At 40.8% G+C, this 21,785-nt stretch carries 13 protein-coding genes and 1 tRNA gene; 13 read left to right on the top strand and 1 reads right to left on the bottom strand.

Annotation, left to right across the window (positions count from 1 at the left end):
- Positions 1-19 precede the first annotated feature (19 nt).
- The 10 genes from ribE (at position 20) to G592_RS0114700 (ending at position 11,996) form a co-directional block, all read left to right on the top strand.
- Positions 20-484, top strand: coding sequence for a 6,7-dimethyl-8-ribityllumazine synthase (gene ribE / locus G592_RS0114745; RefSeq protein ID WP_028248478.1), 465 nt, complete (start codon positions 20-22; stop codon positions 482-484).
- A gap of 167 nt (positions 485-651) precedes the next feature.
- Positions 652-2,136: an L-fucose/L-arabinose isomerase family protein gene (locus G592_RS0114740; RefSeq protein WP_028248477.1), complete on the top strand. Its 1,485-nt coding sequence runs from the start codon at positions 652-654 to the stop codon at positions 2,134-2,136.
- A gap of 62 nt (positions 2,137-2,198) precedes the next feature.
- Positions 2,199-3,656 carry a xylulokinase gene (xylB, locus tag G592_RS0114735; RefSeq protein ID WP_028248476.1) on the top strand — a complete coding sequence of 486 codons (1,458 nt, stop codon included), beginning with the start codon at positions 2,199-2,201 and terminating at the stop codon, positions 3,654-3,656.
- A gap of 428 nt (positions 3,657-4,084) precedes the next feature.
- Complete coding sequence (locus tag G592_RS0114730; protein ID WP_051194959.1) at positions 4,085-5,302, top strand: ROK family transcriptional regulator; 1,218 nt, start codon at positions 4,085-4,087, stop codon at positions 5,300-5,302.
- A 38-nt stretch (positions 5,303-5,340) separates the two neighbouring features.
- Positions 5,341-6,879: an ATP-binding cassette domain-containing protein gene (locus G592_RS0114725; RefSeq protein ID WP_028248474.1), complete on the top strand. Its 1,539-nt coding sequence runs from the start codon at positions 5,341-5,343 to the stop codon at positions 6,877-6,879.
- 72 nt (positions 6,880-6,951) lie between these two features.
- Entirely contained in the window at positions 6,952-8,154 is a 1,203-nt protein-coding gene (locus tag G592_RS0114720; RefSeq protein WP_028248473.1) for a sugar ABC transporter permease, read from the top strand.
- 20 nt (positions 8,155-8,174) lie between these two features.
- Complete coding sequence (locus G592_RS0114715; RefSeq protein ID WP_028248472.1) at positions 8,175-9,317, top strand: sugar-binding protein; 1,143 nt, start codon at positions 8,175-8,177, stop codon at positions 9,315-9,317.
- A gap of 111 nt (positions 9,318-9,428) precedes the next feature.
- The gene (locus G592_RS0114710) at positions 9,429-10,229 is read left to right on the top strand and encodes a Cof-type HAD-IIB family hydrolase (RefSeq protein WP_028248471.1); all 801 of its coding nucleotides are present in this window, start codon (positions 9,429-9,431) and stop codon (positions 10,227-10,229) included.
- Between the two features lie 32 nt (positions 10,230-10,261).
- Positions 10,262-11,494 (top strand): AGE family epimerase/isomerase, encoded by a 1,233-nt coding sequence (locus G592_RS0114705; RefSeq protein WP_028248470.1) that lies wholly within the window; start codon positions 10,262-10,264, stop codon positions 11,492-11,494.
- A 31-nt stretch (positions 11,495-11,525) separates the two neighbouring features.
- Positions 11,526-11,996, top strand: a complete 471-nt coding sequence (locus G592_RS0114700) for an NUDIX hydrolase (protein ID WP_028248469.1) — start codon at positions 11,526-11,528, stop codon at positions 11,994-11,996.
- A 35-nt stretch (positions 11,997-12,031) separates the two neighbouring features.
- Here G592_RS0114700 and G592_RS0114695 read toward each other — a convergent pair.
- A tRNA-Glu gene (locus G592_RS0114695) sits at positions 12,032-12,103 on the bottom strand.
- A gap of 285 nt (positions 12,104-12,388) precedes the next feature.
- Here G592_RS0114695 and G592_RS0114690 point away from each other — a divergent pair.
- The 3 genes from G592_RS0114690 (at position 12,389) to G592_RS17245 (ending at position 21,769) form a co-directional block, all read left to right on the top strand.
- Positions 12,389-13,528, top strand: a complete 1,140-nt coding sequence (locus G592_RS0114690; RefSeq protein ID WP_028248468.1) for a glucose-1-phosphate adenylyltransferase — start codon at positions 12,389-12,391, stop codon at positions 13,526-13,528.
- 3 nt (positions 13,529-13,531) lie between these two features.
- Positions 13,532-14,650, top strand: a complete 1,119-nt coding sequence (gene glgD / locus G592_RS0114685; protein ID WP_028248467.1) for a glucose-1-phosphate adenylyltransferase subunit GlgD — start codon at positions 13,532-13,534, stop codon at positions 14,648-14,650.
- Between the two features lie 252 nt (positions 14,651-14,902).
- Entirely contained in the window at positions 14,903-21,769 is a 6,867-nt protein-coding gene (locus G592_RS17245; RefSeq protein WP_051194958.1) for a family 43 glycosylhydrolase, read from the top strand.
- The last annotated feature ends 16 nt before the right edge of the window (positions 21,770-21,785 follow it).

The following is a 21,785-nucleotide window of genomic DNA, read 5'->3' as shown; positions in this document are numbered from 1 at the left end:
AAAGAAGGAGATAATGATAATGAAAGTTTACGAAGGAAAATTAGTATCAGAAGGTGTGAAGGTAGGTATTGTTGTGGCTCGTTTTAATGAGTTCATTACATCAAAATTATTAGGTGGAGCCATTGATGGCCTTAAGCGTGAAAACGTAAAAGAAGAGGACATTGATGTGGCATGGGTACCAGGTGCCTTTGAGATTCCACTTATTGCAAAGAAGATGGCAGAAAGTAAAAAATATGACGCTGTAATCTGTCTTGGCGCAGTAATCCGTGGCGCAACATCACACTATGATTATGTTTGCTCTGAGGTTTCAAAGGGAGTGGCACAGGTAAGCATGAGTGCAGGAATCCCTGTAATGTTTGGAGTTTTAACGACCGATACAATTGAGCAGGCTGTAGAGCGAGCTGGTACAAAAGCTGGTAATAAAGGCTTTGAATGTGCTCAGGGAGCTATCGAAATGGTCAATCTTATCCGTGAAATGAAGTAAAATTTTGACATAATCAACAAAAGAAAGTCAAAAAAATTCCATCACGTAGTAAATTTTTAAAAGTCTCTAAAATTTTTTGTCTGATATTATAATCATACAAAATAAACGTTTTAGAGGCTTTTAATTTTTGTAAAGGGAAGCCGGTAGTATTAAGGAGGGTAATGACAATGAATAACATGCCAAATGTAAAAATTGGTGTAGTAGCAGTTTCTCGTGACTGCTTTCCAGAAAGCTTATCAGTAGACAGAAGAAAGGCACTTATCGCTGCATATACAAAGAAGTACGGCGCTGAGCACATCTATGAGTGTCCAGTATGTATCGTTGAGAGCGAAATCCACATGGTACAGGCTCTTGAGGATATCAAGAAGGCTGGATGTAATGCACTTTGCGTATACCTTGGAAACTTTGGCCCAGAAATTTCTGAGACACTTCTTGCAAAGCACTTTGATGGACCTAAGATGTTCTGTGCAGCAGCTGAGGAGTCAGGCAACAGCCTTCTCGATGGTAGAGGAGATGCTTACTGCGGTATGCTTAACGCATCTTACAACCTTCAGCTTCGCAATGTAAAGGCTTATATCCCAGAGTATCCAGTAGGTGATGCTGAGGATTGCGCAGATATGATTCATGAGTTCGAGCCAATCGCTCGTGCCGTAATCGCACTTTCAGATCTTAAGATTATCAGCTTTGGTCCAAGACCAATGAACTTCCTTGCTTGTAATGCACCAATCAAGCAGCTTTACAACCTTGGTGTTGAAATCGAGGAGAACTCAGAGCTTGATCTTTTCGAAGCATTCAACAAGCACGCTGGTGATAGCCGTATCCCAGAGGTTGTTGCAGATATGGAGAAGGAGCTTGGCGCTGGTAACAAGAAACCAGAGGTTCTTGAGAAGCTTGCTCAGTACGAGCTTACACTTAAGGATTGGGTTCGTGATCACAAGGGATATCGTAAATACGTAGCAATCGCTGGCAAGTGCTGGCCTGCATTCCAGACACAGTTTGGTTTCGTTCCTTGCTATGTAAACTCTCGTCTTACAGGCGAAGGAATCCCTGTATCATGCGAGGTTGATATCTACGGATGTCTTTCAGAGTTCATTGGTACAGTTGTATCAGAGGATGTTGTAACACTTCTCGATATCAACAACTCAGTACCAAAGGATATGTACAACGAGGAAATCAAGGGTAAGACAGATTACACACTTGAGGATACATTCATGGGATTCCACTGCGGAAATACATGCTCTAGAAAGCTTGCATTCTGCGAGATGAGAAACCAGAAGATTATGGCTAGAGCACTTCCTGTAGAGGTTACAAACGGAACACTTGAAGGTGATATCGCTCCAGGTGAAATCACATTCTACAGACTTCAGTCTACAGCTGACAACAAGCTTCGCGCTTACATTGCACAGGGTGAAGTTCTTGATGTTCGTACAAAGTCATTCGGTTCAATCGGTGTATTTGCAATCCCTGAGATGGGACGCTTCTATCGTCACTGGTTAATCGAGAAGGGATTCCCACATCACGGAGCTGTTGCATTCGGACACTTCGGAAAGTCACTCTTCGAGGTATTCAAGTACATCGGAGTAGATGTAGATGAAATCGGATACAACCAGCCAGCAGGCGTAAGATATCCAACAGAGAATCCTTGGAGATAATTTAAGGCATAAATATATGGCTGGCTTTTAGCCAGCCATTTTTAGAATAGGAGAATAAAAAGATGTTATATATTGGTGTTGATTTGGGTACATCCGCTGTTAAGCTTCTTCTTATGGAAGGTAATGGCGAAATCAAGAAAATCGTTTCAAAAGAATATGACCTCAGCTTCCCACATCCAGGTTGGTCTGAGCAGAAGCCAGAGGACTGGTGGACTCAGGTAGTAGCTGGTATTAAGGAGCTTACTTCAGAGGTAGATAAGAGCCAGGTTGCTGGTATCTCATTCGGTGGACAGATGCACGGTCTTGTAACACTTGATGCTGATGATAATGTTATCCGTCCAGCTATCCTTTGGAATGACGGACGTACAGGAAAAGAGACTGAATACCTTAACAACGTAATCGGAAAGGACAAGCTTTCTGAGTACACAGCAAACATTGCATTTGCTGGTTTTACAGCTCCAAAGATTCTTTGGATGCAAGAGAACGAGCCAGAACTTTGGGCTAAGGTAGCTAAAATTATGCTTCCAAAGGATTACATTGCTTACAAGCTTTCTGGAAGCTTCTGTACAGATTATTCTGATGCCAGCGGTATGCTTCTTCTCGATGTAAAGAACAGATGCTGGAGCAAGGAAATGATGGATATCTGCCACGTTTCAGAGGCTCAGCTTCCAAAGCTTTATGAGAGCTACGAAGTAGTAGGTACAATCAAGCCTGAGGTTGCTTCAGAGCTTGGCTTCACAAATGATGTTAAGATTATTGCTGGTGCTGGAGATAATGCTGCAGCAGCTGTTGGTACAGGTACAGTTGGAGAGGGCAAGTGCAACCTCTCAATTGGTACATCAGGTACAATTTTCATCTCTAGCAAGAACTTTACAGTAGACCCTGCAAATGCTCTTCACTCATTTGACCATGCTGATGGTGGCTATCATCTTATGGGATGTATGCTTTCAGCTGCATCTTGCAACAAGTGGTGGATGGATGAAATCCTTAAGACAAAGGATTATCCAGCAGAGCAGGCTGGTATCAAGAATCTTGGAGAGAACCGTGTATTCTACCTTCCATACCTTATGGGAGAGCGTAGCCCACACAACAATCCAGATGCACGTGCTATGTTCATCGGAATGTCAATGGATACTACACGTGAGGATATGACACAGGCAGTTCTTGAAGGTGTTGCTTTTGGCCTTCGTGATTCACTTGAGGTAGCACGTAGCCAGGGCATTAAGATTGAGCGTTCTAAGATTTGCGGTGGTGGTGCAAAGAGCCCATTATGGCAGCAGATTATCGCTTCAGTTATGAATCTTAAGCTTGATATTCTTGAAAACGAGGAAGGACCAGGACTTGGTGGTGCTATCCTTGCAGCAGTAGGTTGCGGAATGTACGCTTCCGTAGAGGAAGCGTGCCAGGCGATAGTAAGAGTAAAGGAAACAGTTGAGCCTGATCCAGAATTAATTCGTAAATACGAAGAGAGATATCAGGAGTTCAAGAAGCTTTATCCAACAGTAAAGAGCTTATTCTAATTTTTAAAGTGTAAATTAAAATAGAATTTATAAAATAAAAAGATTCTGTGACCAGAAATAATTGGCCACAGAATCTTTTTTTTAAAAATATCTGAGTGCAAAAGTCAATAGCACAATTTTGCTATTCATATAGCAAAATAATACTAATTGAGCATTTTGTTGATTATCTTTGCTTAAAACGCTCAAATTATCATCAAATAAAACCTTTAAATTCCCTAAATGATGATTAGGTTGACTGAAAATACTCACATAATGTCACATAATACGCATATTTGTGTGTATTTAACAAAATATTCAATGTTAAAATCACTAAAATTTACAAAAATCAAATAATTTTAGCATTTATATTGACCGAAGCCCACTCATGAATTAATGTGTTAACAACGTTAAGTAATTAACTCTTGAAATACAATTTCTGGAGAGAAGGTATGGATAAAATAAAAGAGGTAGCGGGGAACAATACAAACGATTTAGTGGAGATGAATCGTTCAGCTATTGTTAGAATACTCCAGCAGACTGATGGATGCTCCAGGGCGGATATAGCAAAAATGACAGGCCTGACACAAGCATCTGTCACAAAAATAGTTGCAGTTCTAATTGAAATGGGAATTGTTTCCGAGGTGGGCTTTGTCAGGGGAAACGGCAATCGTCGCTCTATCGGACTCAGACTAAATGCCGAAAAGAATCTGGTTATTGGGGTAAAGTTTTCAAGGCATGTTTTTTCAATCGGGGTTTTTGATATTTGTGGAAAAAATTACACGAAGCAGGAAACAGAATTTGGCCTTGATGAATTTGCAGAAGATGTTTTAGCTGAAATGAAAAAACAAATTCATGAACTGCTTAATAAATACAAAAACATTGTTGCAATTGGAATGGCAGTACCTGGGCCTTATTTAAGAAAAGAAGGTCGAATAGCCATGGTAACAAGGATGCCAAGCTGGCATGATGTAAATTTTATAGATGAGTTCCAAAACGAATTTGATAAGCCATTTTTTATCGAGCAGGATGCTAATGCGGGTGCACTTGCTGAATGGTGGTTTGGAAATCATGGAAGACCATTAAATTCGCTTACCTACTTCCTTGTGGGAGAGGGAGTTGGTTCAGGGATAGTTGATCACGACAGATTGCTGCTTGGGAATCTAGGCATAGCAAGTGAGATAGGACACATCAGCATAGATGTAAATGGACCAGCTTGTGAGTGCGGAAACAGAGGCTGCTTGGAGCTGTATTGTTCAGCAACAGCCATGCTGAAGAAAGCCAAAAAGCTTCTTCCTGAAATTTTTCAGGAGGAAATTACAAATAGATGGGAAGCATGCAATAAAGTTTTTATTGCTGCAAAGGAGGGGAATGAGAAAGCCCTCGAATTGGTAGATGAGATAGCTGAGTACATAGGCTATGGCTGCGTAACCTTAATTAATGGTTATGATCCAGAAATCATAGTAATTGGCGACAGCATTTCTCAGGGAGGAAATCTTTTGCTTCCAACAATAAACAGGATTGTGAAGGAGCGGATTTTACCAGAAATCAGCAGTAGGGTGCAGATAAAAATATCAGAGCTTACAATCGACCCTACACTTTACGGTGCAGCTGCGATAGCAACTGACAAAATGCTTAGGAAACCAAGCGAGTATCTAGTTAGAAAATAGAGCTTGTTTTAGGTAATAAAAGGGAGGAAGTATTAACTATGGAACGCAATTCTTATATCCTTCAGATGCAAGGGATTACGAAAGAATTTCCAGGTGTACGAGCGTTGGATGATGTAAATCTCAATGTTCACACAGGTTCCATTCACGCAATATGCGGTGAAAATGGAGCAGGAAAATCCACGCTGATGAAGGTTCTGTCAGGTGTTTACCCATATGGTACCTACGATGGGAAAATCATATATATGGGCCAGGAAATGAAATTCAAAAACATCAAAGAATCTGAACATGCAGGCATTGCAATCATTCATCAGGAATTGACAATGATTCCTGAACTTTCAATCACTGAAAATATTTTCATGGGAAATGAAATTACTCATAAGGGATTGATAAATTGGGCAGAGGAGAGAGCTAAAACAAGCGAGATTCTCAAAAAAGTAGGTCTTACAATTAACCCAGACACATTAATAAAGCACTTGGGTGTTGGACAGCAGCAGCTGGTAGAAATTGCAAAGGCATTGTCAAAAAACGTAAAGCTTTTGATTTTGGATGAGCCAACATCAGCATTAAATGAAGCAGATTCAGCAAATCTTTTAGAGCTGATGAAGGGACTTAGAGATAAGGGAATCACCTGTATCATGATTTCCCACAAATTAAACGAAATTGCAGAGGTATCTGATGCAGTAACAGTTATCCGCGATGGACACACAGTGGAAAGCTACGATGTGGAGGCTGGTAAGGTTGATGAGGATCAAATCATTAAATCTATGGTTGGTCGTTCAATCGAAAACAGATATCCAGAGCATGAGCCAAAGATTGGCGATATTATTTTCGAGGTAAAAAACTGGTGCATTGAGGATCCAGAGGTTGCAGGCAGAATGGTTTGCAAGAACTCAAGCTTCAATGTAAGGGCTGGTGAAATCGTAGGATTTGCAGGTCTTATGGGCGCAGGTAGAACAGAGCTGATGCGTTCTATATTCGGTAAAAATTATGGAATCTACAGAGGTGGTTCTATAAAGATAAAGGGCCGTGAGGTGACCCTTAATTCAGTTGAGCAGGCAATCAAAAATGGTATTGCTTACGTTCCAGAGGATAGAAAAAACTTAGGTCTGAATCTGCTTGATTCAATCAGAAAAACAGTGGTTTCAGCTGACCTTGATAAGATAACAAAGGGTGGTCTTTTAAGTCCTGATATGGAGCAGTCAGCTGCCGAGGAATACAGAAAATCACTCAAGATAAAAACATCAAGTATTGATGTTGGAGTTACAACTCTTTCAGGTGGAAATCAGCAAAAGGTAGTCCTTTCAAAATGGATGTTTACCGAGCCTGATATTTTGATTTTGGATGAGCCTACACGAGGAATTGATGTAGGTGCAAAATACGAAATCTACAAGCTGATTCATCAGTTGGCAGATCAGGGAAAGGCAGTAATTCTTGTTTCTTCAGAGCTTCCAGAGCTTCTTGGAATGGCAGATAGAATTTACACAATTTTCGAGGGCACAATTACTGGTGAGATGATGAGCTATGAAGCAAATCAGGAAAGCTTAATGAAGAAGATGACAATCACATCGAACTCTTAGTCTAGTTCTTGTTTTTCTGAGGAAAAACAAAAACCTAAATATACTTGGTATTTTGAAAGGAAGGATAGATTTATGAAATATATAAAACAGGTATTGGGTGGGGATCTTCGCCAATACACAATGGTAGTTGCGTTAGGCTTATTGATACTTATTTTTAATGTTATTTCAGATGGAAGAATGCTTACTTCATCAAACTTCCAGAATCTTTTATCTGGAAATGCTTATGTCCTTGTGCTTGCACTTGGAATGCTTATGGTAATCGTAATTGGGCAGATTGATTTGTCTGTTGGTTCTGTGGCGGGCTTCGCCGGAATGGTAATGGCACTGGTGGCTAAAAACTACAATGTACCTTGGTGGGTAGCGGTTCTTATTGCTCTTGCTATTGGTATTTTAGCTGGTGCTTGGCATGGTTTCTTCCTGTCACAGCTTGGAATACCAGGCTTCATCACAACACTTGGTGGCATGATGATTTTCCGTGGTGGTGTAATTTGGATTTCTCGTTCAATTTCAGTTCCAGCTCCAGAAGAGCTTAAGTGGTTCGGTGCTGGATACTTACCTGAATGGGGTCCTTCATTTACAGGAATGAACAATTCTACACTCGTTCTTGGACTTATTGGAATTGTATGTTTCGCAGTTGGCCAGATTCGTAAATACAACCGCTCAAAGAACTCCCCGGTTGGTGAAACCCCACTTTGGGCTGTAGTAACAAGAATCGCACTTATGACTGTGCTTATCGGATATTTTACATACCTTTTTGGTTCAGGACGAGTTGGAACATCATTCCCAGTACCAGGCCTTATACTTTTGCTTTTAACAATTATCTACCACATCATTACACAGCGCACAAAGTTTGGTCGCCACGTATATGCTGTTGGTGGTAACAAGGCGGCAGCAGCTTTATCTGGTGTAAATGTAAAGAGAACTTATTTCCTTACAATGATGAACATGTCATTCCTTGCTGCAGTTGCAGGTATCCTTTTCGTAGGACGTTCAACAGCAGCTGGCCCTGCAGATGGTACTTCATGGGAGATGGATGCTATCGCTTCTGTATTCATCGGTGGTGCAGCAGTATCAGGTGGTGTTGGTACAATCCTTGCTACTATCGTCGGTGGTATGGTTATGGCAGTTCTTAACAATGGTCTTATGCTTATGGGTGTTGGTGCCGATAAGACACAGGTTATCAAGGGCTTTGTACTTCTTGCAGCAGTAGCCTTTGATGTATATAACAAAAAGAACGGAAAGAGTTCTATCATCGGTAGAATTTTTTCAAAATAAAAACTAGGAGGATGTATTTAATGAAAAAAAGAACACTTTTATCTATGGCAATGGTAGCAACAATGGCATTTGCTACATTCACCGGATGTGGGGGAAGTAGAGAGGGGGCTGCTACAACAGATACAGCTGCCGAGACTACAGAAGAGGCTGCAACAACAGAGACAACAGCAGAGGAGTCATTCCCAGGCTTTGAGGATGGGGCAACAATTGGTGTTTCTCTTCCATGGCTTGGAACTCAGAACTGGAAAGAGGCTGAGGAAATGTTTACAGCACAGCTTGAAGAGGCAGGCTACAAGCCAATCGTTCAGGCAGCTGACCAGAAGGTTACTCAGCAGCAACAGCAGATTGAGTCTATGATTGAGAACGGTGCAAAGGTTATCGTTGTAGGTCCTGTTGATGGTTCGCAGCTTGGTGCTGTCCTTGAGCAGGCTAAGGAAGCTGGCGTATATGTAATCGGCTATGACCGTCTTCTTGAAAACACATCAGGTGTTGATGGTGTAGTACAGTTTGGATCTGTAAAGACTGGTGAGCTTCAGGCTCAGGCTCTTTTACAGGGACTTGAGGAGAAGAAGGGTGAGCCTCCATATAACATCGAGCTTTTCGGTGGTGGCCCTGCTGATCCTAATGCTCCAAACTTCTTCACAGGTGCTATGTCAGTATTACAGCCAAAGATTGACGATGGAACACTTGTAGTTGTATCTGGACAGACAGATTTCACACAGTGTGCAACTGTTGATTGGGATAATGCTAAGGCACAGTCAAGAATGGATTCACTTCTTGCAGGTAACTACTCAGACAAGGAAATCGATGGTGTTCTTTCACCTAACGATGGTATCGCTCGTGCAATTATCACATCATGCGAGAATGCTGGTCAGGAAATTCCTGTAGTATCTGGTCTTGATGCTGAGAATGAGTCAGTTGAGTGGGTATGGTCAGGACGTCAGTATTCTACTGTTGCAAAGCCAACAAATGATCTTGTAGCAAAGACAATCGAAATCATCGATTCTCTTAAGGCTGGCAATGGTATGCCTGCAACAGATGTAGAAGTAGACAATGGTGTTAAGAATGTTCGTATTTACGAATTACCACCAGTAGTTGTTACAAAAGACAACGCAAAGGAAGTATTTGCTAACGACCCTTCAAGATTAGAGCTTTTGAAATAATATTTTTAGGTTATAATTTAGGGGCAGGATTTCTATAGTCCTGCCCCTTTATCTTTTAGGGGCCTATAATTTTCCTGTAGAACTATTAAGTTACTAGATAAGGGAGACAGCATGAATTACAAAATAGTTTTTAGTGACATCGATGGAACGCTTTTAAACAGCAATCATAGAATGTCAGAAAATACCGAAAATGCCATTAAAAATTTGAAGCGTCAGGGCATTCCATTTGTCATAGTGACAGCCAGAGGACCATCTGGAGTTTATCCTATTTTTCGAAGATATAATTTTGTGGCTCCTATCATATGCTACAGTGGGGCATTGATTTTGGGAGAGGATGGAGAAATTATTTTTTCGAAAGGTATCAGCAAGTCTACTGTTTCAAGCCTGATAAGGGTAATAACGGAAGAAGGCTGGGATTGCACCTGGAATGTATATACCATGGATGATTGGATTGTAAATGACAAATCCGATGAGAGAGTCATCAATGAGGAAAATATCGTTGAAGTTCAGTCCACAAAAGGCACCGTGGATGATATTCCAAATGGTATGGAAATAGGTAAATTCCTTTGTATGTGCAACCCTGACGAAATAGATGAAATTGAAGCTGTTCTTAAGAAAAAATATCCTTCCCTTTCTATTGTTAAGTCATCTGATATCCTCCTTGAGGTGATGGAAAAGGGAGTAAACAAGGGAATTGCAGTAGAAATGTTTTGCGAAAAATTAAATATAAATAAAATTGATGCAGTTGCCTTCGGAGACCATTATAATGATATTGAGATGTTAAAAACTGTTGGTGCACCATTTTTGATGGAGAATGCTCCAGAGGATATGAAAGCCGATTTTAACATCACTTCGAGCAACGACGAAGAAGGGGTTTTTCAAGCATTAAAAAAGATAGGGTTACTAGATTAATTCAGCATCAGTGGATAAGGGGGATATCTACTATGGGAAAATACCAACTTGATACACCTGAAAACAAAGCCTTTGTCAGAGAGATGAGAAACAGTCTGCTGTCCTTTGGACACCAGTTTCCATCCCCTGGTGGAGGCTCTTATTATTTAGGAGATGATGGCACTCCTTGGAAGGACAGACCTCGTGAAACCTGGATAACAAGCCGTATGGCCCATGTGTATTCTCTTGGCGTGATGCTTGGTCATGAGGGAAGCGAAGCATTGGCGGATACAGCTTTAAAAGGCCTTTTAGGAGAGCTTTATGATGAGGATCACGGCGGATGGTATGCTGGGATTACATCAGATGGAGATTATTTGCCAAATAAGCAGTGTTACGCCCATGCATTTGTAATATTGGCTGCTACTTCTGCCTATCTTGCAAAGCGTCCAAAGTCAAAGGAATTGCTCAAATCGGCTATCGCAGCTTATGATGCACATTTCTGGGAGGGGGATAGGGGACTATCAGTTGATACCTGGAATACCGAGTTTACAAAGCTGGATGAATATCGTGGCATGAATGCAAACATGCACTCCGTGGAAGCATTTCTTGCAGTGGCAGATGCGCTGGATGATGAAAACTATCGAATCCGCGCTGGAAGAATTATAAATTTTGTAATCGGATGGGCTCGCGACAATGAGTACAGAATTCCTGAGCATTTTACAAGTGACTGGATACCTGATTTAGAGTGCAATAAGGATAAGCCTGATGATTGCTTCAAACCATATGGTGCTACACCAGGGCATGGTATCGAGTGGGCAAGGCTTATAGTACAGTGGGCCATCTCCACATACGGAAGCAATGGCGAGAATGTAAATGACTATATCAAGATAGCTGAAAAACTATACAATCGCGCCATAGAAGATGGCTGGAATGTAGATGGAGCACCTGGTATCTGCTACACCACTGGATGGGATGGCAAACCAATCGTCCATGACAGAATGCACTGGACACTTGCTGAGGCAATTAATACTTCTGCAGTTTTGTTCAGAGTGACAGGCAATGAAAAGTATAAGGAAGACTACGCTGCATTTATGGAATATCTAGATAAGTATGTTTTTGACCATGAGACTGGTTCCTGGTTCCATCAGCTGGACCAGAACAACAAACTTCTGGACACAGTCTGGCCGGGCAAATGTGATATTTATCATGCCCTACAAGCTACAATGATTCCATATAATGAGATGGTAGGTGTTTCAATTGCAGCAGCTTTAAGCAGGACTAGATAATACTTACTAGAAAAATAATAGGAGACATAAAATGGATTACATAGGAAAACTTCGTAAATACGTAGGACATGATTTGCTTATAGGAGTAGGCTGTGGTGTCTTAATAGAAAATGATAAGGGACAGGTGCTTCTTCAGAAGAGAAGTGATACTGGAGAATGGTGCGTGCCAGGTGGTGCATTGGATGCATATGAGACTTACGAGCAGGCAGCGAAAAGAGAGCTGTTTGAAGAAGTAGGAATTCATGTGGATAACCTTAGATTATTTGGACTGTATTCTGGAGAAGATAGAGTAATAACATATCCAAATAAGGATGTGGTTTATTCGTTATCGGTTATCTTTATTACTGATACTTATACAGGAACCATTTCTGATGAGGATTCTGAGGTGTTGGAACATCGCTTTTTCAACCGCGAGGATATTCCAGTAGATAACTTATTCACACCTGATGCCAGACCAATTCTTGACTGGAAGAACGTAAAGATGGAAGTGACTGTAGATTAAAAAAAAGCATCGCAATCTGCGATGCTCTTTTTTAGCAGTTCCTAGCGGAATCGAACCGCTGTTTTCGCCGTGAGAGGGCGACGTCTTAACCGCTTGACCAAGGAACCATGTTGTCTGTCGTTTAGGTGTTTGCCTCAGCGACAAGACATATATTACTATGGTTTTATCCATTCGTCAATAGAAAAATCACTATTTTTTTATATTCAGAATTATTTGAAAAGTATGACAATACTCAGCAATATCATTTCATAAAAAGCCAAATCAAATAGCGCTAAATTTATCTGTAAATTTTCACAACAAATATATTATTTTCGTTGCGACTTTTGTGCAAAACTATTAGAATATTAATTAAGAGAATGTAATGTTATTATTTGTCGAGGGAGGAATAATATATGGCTCAGACCAGTATGCTAGCTATGATTTTAGCTGGTGGCCGAGGCAGTCGTCTACATGACTTGACCAACAAGGTGGCTAAACCAGCAGTTTCTTATGGCGGTAAATACCGCATCATTGATTTCCCACTTAGTAATTGCGCCAATTCAGGCGTAGATATTGTAGGTGTTCTTACACAGTACGAGTCTGTTCTTTTGAACAGCTATGTTGCCGCTGGAGGTAGATGGGGACTTGATACAAAGGATAGTGGTGTATTTGTCTTAACACCAAGAGAGAAAGCAGATTCAGGTCTTGATGTTTATCGAGGAACAGCTGATGCTATTTCTCAAAATATAGATTTTGTAGATGCCTATGACCCAGAGTATATTCTGATACTATCTGGGGATCACATTTACAAAATGAATTATGACAAAATGCTTACCTATCATAAGGAGCAGGGGGCAGATGCTACTATAGCTGTTCGTGGTGTTCCTATGAAAGAGGCTAGTCGCTTCGGTATCATGAATACTGATGGCCAGGGACGTATCATCGAGTTTGAAGAGAAGCCAGCTAAGCCAAAGAGCAATCTGGCATCTATGGGTATCTATATTTTTACATGGAAGACTCTTCGAAAGCTTCTTGTGGAGGATATGAAAAATCCAGATTCAGATCATGACTTTGGAAAAGATATCATTCCTGTTATGTTAAATGATGGCAAGAAGCTTTGTGCTTACGAGTTCTCAGGATACTGGAAGGATGTAGGAACTATCGATTCGCTTTGGGAAGCAAACATGGATCTTCTTGATAGTGACAACGAGCTGGATCTCGATGATACATCATGGAAGATTTACACAGAGGACAGTGGTATCACGCCTCAGTACATTGCTTCAACAGCCAAGATTGATGGTGCATACATTAATCAGGGTGCTGCAGTGGGTGGAACTGTACAGCGTTCAGTCATTTTCACAAACTGCAAAATTGCTCCGGGGGCAAAGGTTATCGATTCTGTTTTGATGCCTGGTGCTATCGTCGAGGAGGGGGCAGTTGTTACTAGAGCTCTCGTGGCAGAAAATGTACGCATCGGAAAGAATGCAAAGGTAGGAGAAAAGAAGAGTGAAGAAATCCTTCTTGTTGCAAAAAATGTAAAGGGGGAGGACTAAGCTATGGCAAATAAAGCATTTGGTGTAATAAATTCAGCACCTAACTATATCAGAGTTGAAGGTCTTCATGATTATCGTCCAATCGGAGCCTTCACATTTATCGGAAGATTTCGTGTAATCGATTTCCCACTTTCTAACATGAGTAACAGTGGTATAAATCGTATACACGTATATTTGAACAGTAGACCACGTTCCCTTGTTGAACACATTGGTTCAGGTCGTCACTATAATATCAATTCAAAACGTGGTAATTTGCAGCTTCTTTTTACACAGCAGAATGGTGCAAATTCAATTTATAATACTGATATTACTGCATACATGGAAAACCTGGAGCAGCTTGAGCGTATGCCTCAGGACTATGTAATCGTAGCCCCTAGCTACATGGTGTATAAGCAGGATTTCCAAAAGCTTTTAGATGAGCATGTGGAAGCAGGTAATGATATCACACTCCTTTATCACAAGGTTGATCAGGCTAAGGAATACTATAGAGCATGTAATGTTGTGGAGCTGAATAAGCAGAAGGGTGTTCAGAGTCTCACAAGAAATATGGGCACCGCAAAGGATAAGAACATCAGCATGGACACATATGTAATGTCCAAGGATTTGTTTATTGCTTTGATTAAGAAGGCAAAAAGAGAATCAAGTGCTTATTCATTTGCAGATATTATTGCCTTAAGCTGCGACACCCTTGATATCAGAGGATATCAGCATAAGGGATATTTTGCAGCAATCACCAGTCTTGATGACTTCTACAGGGCAAACATGGAGCTTTTGGATTATGGTACAGCGATGGATTTCTTCAAGCAGGATTGGCCATTCTATACCCATACCACAGATGCCTGCCCTACACACTATTATCCAGGTGCTAAGGTTGTAAATTCGCTGGTATGTAATGCTGCTACTATTGAAGGAACTGTTGAGAACTCTATCATTGGACGTCATGTTCATATTGGAAAGGGCGCTATAATAAAGAATTCCATCATACTTTCATATTCTGATATCAGTGATGGAACCTATATCGAAAATGCGGTAATTGATAAATGGGTTAAGGTTAAGAACGTGAAGAAGATTGTATCTGAATCCGTAACACCTGCATATATAAAAAGAAATGATGTGCTGTAAAGATAACTAGTTTAAATAAAATAAAAATATTTTAGATTTATAGGTAGAAAATTTTTAGGTAGATTATCTAAAAATTTTCTACCTTTTTTTAATCAAGGCTAAATTTTTACGAAAGCTGTGACGAAACTGTGAAAGAAATTCTATTTACCCTAATCAGGCTATAACATAAAATTTTTAGTGTACCCGCTAGTGTCGCTACTTGGGGCGTAGCTGCATTAGCATAACTACTCTAATCAAATTGGGGGAATAAGAATGAAGCATGGAGAAAAGATGAAACGTCTCCTGGCAGTCTCTCTTGCACTAGCTATGGCCTGGTCAGGTATAACACCTGGCTCAGGTCTTAATTTGGTTCAGGCTACAGAGACTGACGAGACAACAGTAGAAGAAAATTCTTCTACAGCTGATTCTTCAGATTCAACGGAAGAGGAAACTTCTGAGGAGAAGGAAGAGGTTTCTGAAGATGAGGAATCAACAGATTCCGTTGATGATGCTGAAGAAGAAATTTCCGAAGAAGCTTCTTTGGAAGAGGATGCTTTAGAGGCTGACAGTGAGTTGCTTGAAGCTGAAGAAGACCTTGAAGAAGATGACGAGGAGGAAGAAAAGCAGAGCTTGGAGCTCTTGGCGGATTTCAATTTTGAAGACCTTGAAAATGGCGATGATATTACTGGGGCTGAGGCCATTGCAAAAGGATCTTACGATGTTGTAAAGAGTTATGGCAATGCTGGTTCAGCAATTGCGCTGAATGGAAGTAATCAGTTCCTTTCAGTAACAAAGAAGGATGGAAGCAGTCTTCTTGCAGGGCTTGATGAAGTTTCCATTGCAGCAGATGTTTATTTCGAAAGAACAAACACAGACTGGCTGTATTTTGCAGCAAATGATACTTCAGCAAGAAGTGAAAGCAATTTACACTACATTGGTGGATTCCAGAATGGTTCGAAGCTTAATATAGAAAGATTTGACGAAGGCCGAGCTGGTAATTTTGCACCTTCACTTTCAACAAATAGCTGGTATCACGTAGAAATTGTTTATGGAAAAGATGAAACAGTTGCTTATATAAATGGAGAAGTTGCTGGTAGTGCTGCATCAGATGATGCGCTTACAAGTATTCTTGGCACATCACCAATTTTCAATATTGGTAAAGCAAACTGGGGAAGTGGTGAGTACTGCAAGGCTAAGCTTGATAATTATCAAGTATACGCAGGTGCACTCACAGAAGAGCAGGTAGCTGATTTATATAAGAACTATATAAATCGTAAGGCTGGCAAGGTAACAGAAACAGAGTTTTCTTTAAACTTAGGTTATGTTACAGATGATATTGATCTACCTGGAGAATATAAGGAGAAAAAGATTACCTGGTCTACAAGCGATGAAGATGTAATTACCGCTGATGGTAAGGTTACACGTTCTTCAAGGGACAAAGAGGTAACACTTACAGCTAAATATAATGATGGTGAAAATGACGTCGAGAAAGAATTCCGACTTATTGTATTAAAAGAAGGAAAGGATGTTGCTACATATGTTAGCAACAGTCCAGCCACAGGTCAGGATGGTGGTATGAAGATTGCCGCAGAAGAAAACGGAAGCTTCAAGGCACTTCATAAGAATCAGCCAATCCTCTACACAGCAGTTGGCAACAAAACATTTTCAGCTCCAACTGTTATGCGTAGCGCTGATGGCGAAACCTTCTATCTGGTAGCCGCTGATGGAAAAGGAAGCCAGATTATTACATATACATCTGAGGATTTGATTACATACGCAAATGAGACAGCAATCGATACCGGTGATGTTTCAGATGTGAGAAAGATTCAGGCTGTATATGATCTTACAGATGAGAGATATGAGATTTATCTTGGAACTGCTGATGGTACATACTTCATTCATTCAAAGGACATGAAGGAATTCAGCAGACCTGTAAGAATCGATTATACAATCAAGGATATGACCGGTGCCCCTTCTGATGCTGTTTATGGTTCAGAAATCGGTCTTACAAATGCAGAATATGAAAAAGTAGTAGAGAAATTTACTAATCCTTACAACACATCTCTCAGTGAACTTCCAACTGATGTAATCAAAGTTGATGCCCTCACATCACAGGAAGAATTCAGAGAGATTCTCGAGAAGTACATCAAGAAGAACACAGTTAAGGCTGAGTATTCTGATGGAACTAAAAAGACATACTCACTTAGATTTACAGAGGATAGTGTTGACAATGTAGATTTAGAGCTTCCTGGAACATACACACTTGAAGGTGTGATTGGTGGTTCAGGAAACTTCACTGACGCAGCTGATCCGCTCATTCCAGAGAGAGCAGATCCATATGTTGTCTACAATGAAGATGATGGATATTACTATTTCACAGCTTCATATCCAATGGATGGAAATGGTGATAAAGATGGTTACGACAGAATCATCTTAAGACGTGCAAAGACAATCGAGGGTCTTGCCACAGCTGAAGAGGTTAGTGTTTGGGATGAGAATACAAGCAAGAGCCTTGGCAGATTTATCTGGGCACCTGAGATGCACAAGATTGGTAATAGCTGGTACCTGGTTGCAACAGCAGGTCTTAATACAGGCAGTGGCACAACATTTAACATCCGCCCATTTATGATCAAGTTTGAAGGTAATCCAAAGAAGGAGAGCATGCTTGATGCTGAAAAATGGGGTGAGCCAGAGCTTGTAAAGCCTGTTAGCGGAGACAATATTTTAAATGCTATGTCACTTGATATGACATACTTCGAGGCAGGTGGAAAGCATTATCTTATCTGGGCAGACGAGACAAAGAATCTTAAGAACCCTGATGGATTAAGCTACTTATTCATCGCAACAATCGATCCTAAAAATCCTACTCAGCTTACAAGTGAAGCTAAGCTTCTTACAAAGCCAGAGTTCGCTTGGGAACTTGTAAGATACAAGGTAAATGAAGGTCCAGGTGTATTCCACAAGGATGGCAAGGTATACATGACATTCTCTGCATCAGGAACAGGTTCAGAGTACTGTGTGGGACTTATGTATGCTGATGAGAGAGCTGACCTTACTGATGTTAGCAACTGGACAAAGCTTCCATATCCTATTCTTACAAGCTCAGATTTTGATGACGAAGTTTCAGGTCCAGGTCACAACTCATTTACATATGATGAGAACGGAAATCTTGTAATTGTTTATCATGCAAGAGAGTCAAGAACACACGCTACACACAGCGGAGATCCACTTTACGATCCATGCAGAAATGCATACGTAAAGACGGTATTGTTTGATGAGGATGGACTTCCAATCTTTAATCTCAGCTCTGAGGATTTCATTAAGGGCGGAGACACTTTCAGGGTTAACGTAGTAGTTGAAGGTGAGGAGATTAAGGCTGAGCCTATCTTAGAGTACAACTTCAATGAAACTCTTTCAAAGGGCATTGTTAAGGATGCTTCAGGAAATGGAAATGACGGAAAGGCATACAAAGGCGAGTACGTTTCAGATGATGACTACGGCAAGGTGCTTTACCTTAGCGGTGATGATTCAGTAGGCGGAAGCAATTCTTATCTTGAATTCCCTAAGGGATTCTTTGATAACAGAAATAAGATGACAATTTCCTTTGATGTGAAGGAAGTTACAAGAACTGGAAATTACTTTACATTCACCTTTGGTCAGGACAACAGCAAGTACTTATTCTACAAGGCAATGCCTACAGCAGAGAAGCTTGCTATTACCAAAAGCGGTGGTGGTGCAGAGCAGAAGGTTGAGGATTCAGCTAAGTATCCAAACACAGCAAGCACATGGATTAACATCACAATCGTAGTTGATGGTTCGAAGATGTCTCTTTACAGAGATGGAAAACTTATCGGAGTTAACAAGAAAACTGGAATGAAGGTTTCTGATTTGGGAGAGGATTTACTTGGATATCTTGGTAAATCATTCTACTCAGCAGATGATTATTTCAGAGGTTACTTTGACAACGTAAAGGTATACAACAGAGCTTACAAGAACGATGATGTTGCAAGACTTTATGTCGCAGGCAAGGTTGCCCGCCTTGAGGAAATCGGGGATGTAAATTATGTAGCTAATAACTACGTTATTCCTAATATGAACAAGATTAAGGGCAATATCTCACTTCCTTCAGAGGTAAATGGCGTAAGCATTTCTTGGGAATCTTCTGATGAAAAGGTAATCAGCACAAAGACAGTAAAGAATGCTGGTTATGATGCAACTCCAGCCGGTGTGGTTACACGTCAGGATAAGGATACAAATGTAACACTTACTGCTACATTCTCTAAGGGTGATGAGAGTGTAACAAAGACATACAACTGCAAGGTAGTCAAGGCTCCAAAGGATGTTGATGAATATGTTGGATACTTATTCGTTCACTTCACTGGTACAGAAGGTGCAGCAAGTGATGAGCAGGTATACTTCTCTGTTTCAACTGATGGATTCAACTGGGAAGACCTTAACAACAATAACCCAATCATAACAAGTACAATCGGCGAGAGTGGTCTTCGTGATATGTATATCGCAAGAACACCTGAGGGTGACAAGTTCTACATGATTTCTACTGACCTTAGCATTTATCACAATAAGGCAAATGCTTGGCCAGCTGCTGGTAGCAACGGAAGCCACAGCATCGTTGTTTGGGAATCAAGTGATTTGGTTCACTGGTCAAAGCCATGGCTTGCAGAAATCGCTCCAGAAAATGCAGGTTGTACCTGGGCTCCAGAATTTGTTTACGATGATGTAACAGGCGAGTATGTTGTTTACTGGTCAGCTACAAGACTTGAGGTAGATGAGAACGAGAAGATTACTCAGGATTATGAGAATCATGCAATCTACTATGCAAAGACACGTGATTTCGTACACTTCACTGAGCCTAAGCTTTACCACGAAGGTGGACGCAACAGTGATGGCGTAATCATTAAGGTAATCGATTCTACAATGATTAAGGGTAACGATGGAAAGTATTATCGTTACACAAAGAACGAGTCTAACGGATCAATAAAGATTGACGTGGCAGACAGAGTTCTTGGAAACTTTACAGATATTAATTCTAAGTTCCTTGATAAGACACTTCCTGGAAAGGTTGGTGCAGTAGAGGGACCAATCATCTTCAAGCTCAACGAGAAGAATGAGGCTGGTGAGGATCAGTGGTGCTTGCTTATCGACAGATTCGCAAGAGGTCAGGGTTACTATCCAGTAGTTACTACAGATTTAGCATCTGGTGACTTTGAATTTGTTGCTGATGACAAGCTTGGTTCTTACAACAAGATTAAGTATCGTCACGGTTATGTAATGCCAATCACAGCTGATGAGTATTCAGCTCTTACAGGTTCTGATTGGAACGACTTTGATGATGAGGCAGAAGAAATTGTTCTTGAGAAGAGCAACTCAGGTAACCCAATGCTTGGCTTTGATGAGAATGGCGATGTGCTTTATGGTGGAGATCCTTCTATTCTCGTAGATGGTGATACCGTATATGCGTATGTTGGCCACGATACATCTTCTAACGAAAGTTATGTGATGCCAGACTGGAGATGCTACTCATCTAAGGATATGAAGAATTGGAAATACGAGGGCGAGTTCCTTAATGATTCTGATATATCTTGGGTACAGGATAAGAATAGTGCATGGGCTGGACAGGTGGTTAAATATAACGGTAAGTATTACTTCTACTATTGCTCAGAGGCAAAGGGCAGCTATGGTGGTGGCAAGTGCATCGGCGTTGCTGTTTCAGATTCTCCTACAGGTGGATTTGTGGATATCGGAAAGCCACTTGTAAAGAATGTTGATACCTATGACGGCGTCAGCACTTGGGAAGACATTGACCCAACCTTCTGGATTGAGAAGGATGAAGATGGCAATGAACACCGCATCCTTGGCTGGGGCAACGTAAGATTCTTCAACTGCGAGCTTAAGGAGGATATGATTTCTATCGTTGATAAGGATGGAAACGAGGATAAGCTTTCAGTGGAGAAGGCATCTGACAAGAAGAACGCTGATATCAAAGTTGGCGTAATTAAGGGAATGCCAAGTGGACATCAGTTTACAGAGGCTCCTTACTACTACAAGCACAAGCTTGCAAACGGCAAGGACAGATATTACATGTTCTTCGCTTATGACTGGAGAGAGCAGATGGCTTATGCATATTGCGATAGTCTGGAGGACTTCCTCAATAATGAATGGACCTTCGGAGATGTTGTAATGGAGCCAAGTGCTACATCAAATACAAATCATATGGCAGTATTTGATTTCAAGGGTCATACATATTTCGTATATCACGATGGTAGCCTTCCTCACGGAAGTGGTTTCAGAAGAGTTGCCTGCTGTGAAGAGTTTAAGGTAAACGCAGACGGAAGCATTCCATATATTAAGAAGACAGCAGTTGGTCTCACAGGAACAGTCAGCAAGATTTTTGATTCTAAGAAGAACACAATCTTCGTAAAGGAATTCGAAAATACACGTGATGATGCTGATTATCCAATGACAGGCAAGACTGTTGGATGTGATTTCGTATATGACGGTGAGAATGCTGAATGGGAAATCAACCCAGGAAAGCTCAACAAGAATAACGAAGCATTAGTATCAATCGAATCTAACTACAAGCCAGGTATGTATCTTGCAGTTGGTAAGGCTGACAAGAATGGTAATTATAGTGTTGTTCTTTCACAGGATGTAAATGGTACAAAGGATGAGGCAAAGGCTATGACCTTTAGAACAATCAAGGGTCTTTCAGGCAAGGGCGTAACATTCGAAAGTGCATTACATCACGGATATTATCTTGCATCAGTTAATGGCAAGCTTATCCTTACAGAGGAGCCAGAGGCAGATGAGGCTACATTCTTTACAGAAAAGGTTGCTGAAGGAACAGTGAAGGCATCTGAGGTTATCAAGTCTTCAAGAGTTCAGAAGTCAGTAAGAATGTATGTTGTTGGTGAGACAGTTAAGACTGATGATATTAGAATCAGAGCAACTCTTGAAAATGGCAAGAGAGTAACTATAAATGAAGGTCTTAAGGTTACAGTTCCTGAGGATGTTACAGCGGAGACAGGAAAGAAGACCATCACAGTTTCTTATGAGTTCTGCGGAACAGAATACGAGGCTGAGGTTACAATCAATGTTGTTGACAAGGCATACAGAAAGTAGAAGCAAGGAGAATGAT

This window comes from Pseudobutyrivibrio ruminis CF1b (genome assembly GCF_000424005.1).
GTDB lineage: Bacteria > Bacillota > Clostridia > Lachnospirales > Lachnospiraceae > Pseudobutyrivibrio > Pseudobutyrivibrio ruminis_C.
The sequence above is the reverse complement of the archived record's forward strand: the minus strand, read 5'-3'. Positions and strand labels throughout refer to the sequence as shown.

Excerpts from the sequence above, each read along its gene's own strand:
- ribE (WP_028248478.1), top strand. The coding sequence starts at position 20 with ATGAAAGTTTACGAAGGAAAATTAGTATCAGAAGGTGTGAAGGTAGGT.
- G592_RS0114740 (WP_028248477.1), top strand. The coding sequence starts at position 652 with ATGAATAACATGCCAAATGTAAAAATTGGTGTAGTAGCAGTTTCTCGT.
- xylB (WP_028248476.1), top strand. The coding sequence starts at position 2,199 with ATGTTATATATTGGTGTTGATTTGGGTACATCCGCTGTTAAGCTTCTT.
- G592_RS0114730 (WP_051194959.1), top strand. The coding sequence starts at position 4,085 with ATGGATAAAATAAAAGAGGTAGCGGGGAACAATACAAACGATTTAGTG.
- G592_RS0114725 (WP_028248474.1), top strand. The coding sequence starts at position 5,341 with ATGGAACGCAATTCTTATATCCTTCAGATGCAAGGGATTACGAAAGAA.
- G592_RS0114720 (WP_028248473.1), top strand. The coding sequence starts at position 6,952 with ATGAAATATATAAAACAGGTATTGGGTGGGGATCTTCGCCAATACACA.
- G592_RS0114715 (WP_028248472.1), top strand. The coding sequence starts at position 8,175 with ATGAAAAAAAGAACACTTTTATCTATGGCAATGGTAGCAACAATGGCA.
- G592_RS0114710 (WP_028248471.1), top strand. The coding sequence starts at position 9,429 with ATGAATTACAAAATAGTTTTTAGTGACATCGATGGAACGCTTTTAAAC.
- G592_RS0114705 (WP_028248470.1), top strand. The coding sequence starts at position 10,262 with ATGGGAAAATACCAACTTGATACACCTGAAAACAAAGCCTTTGTCAGA.
- G592_RS0114700 (WP_028248469.1), top strand. The coding sequence starts at position 11,526 with ATGGATTACATAGGAAAACTTCGTAAATACGTAGGACATGATTTGCTT.
- G592_RS0114690 (WP_028248468.1), top strand. The coding sequence starts at position 12,389 with ATGGCTCAGACCAGTATGCTAGCTATGATTTTAGCTGGTGGCCGAGGC.
- glgD (WP_028248467.1), top strand. The coding sequence starts at position 13,532 with ATGGCAAATAAAGCATTTGGTGTAATAAATTCAGCACCTAACTATATC.
- G592_RS17245 (WP_051194958.1), top strand. The coding sequence starts at position 14,903 with ATGAAGCATGGAGAAAAGATGAAACGTCTCCTGGCAGTCTCTCTTGCA.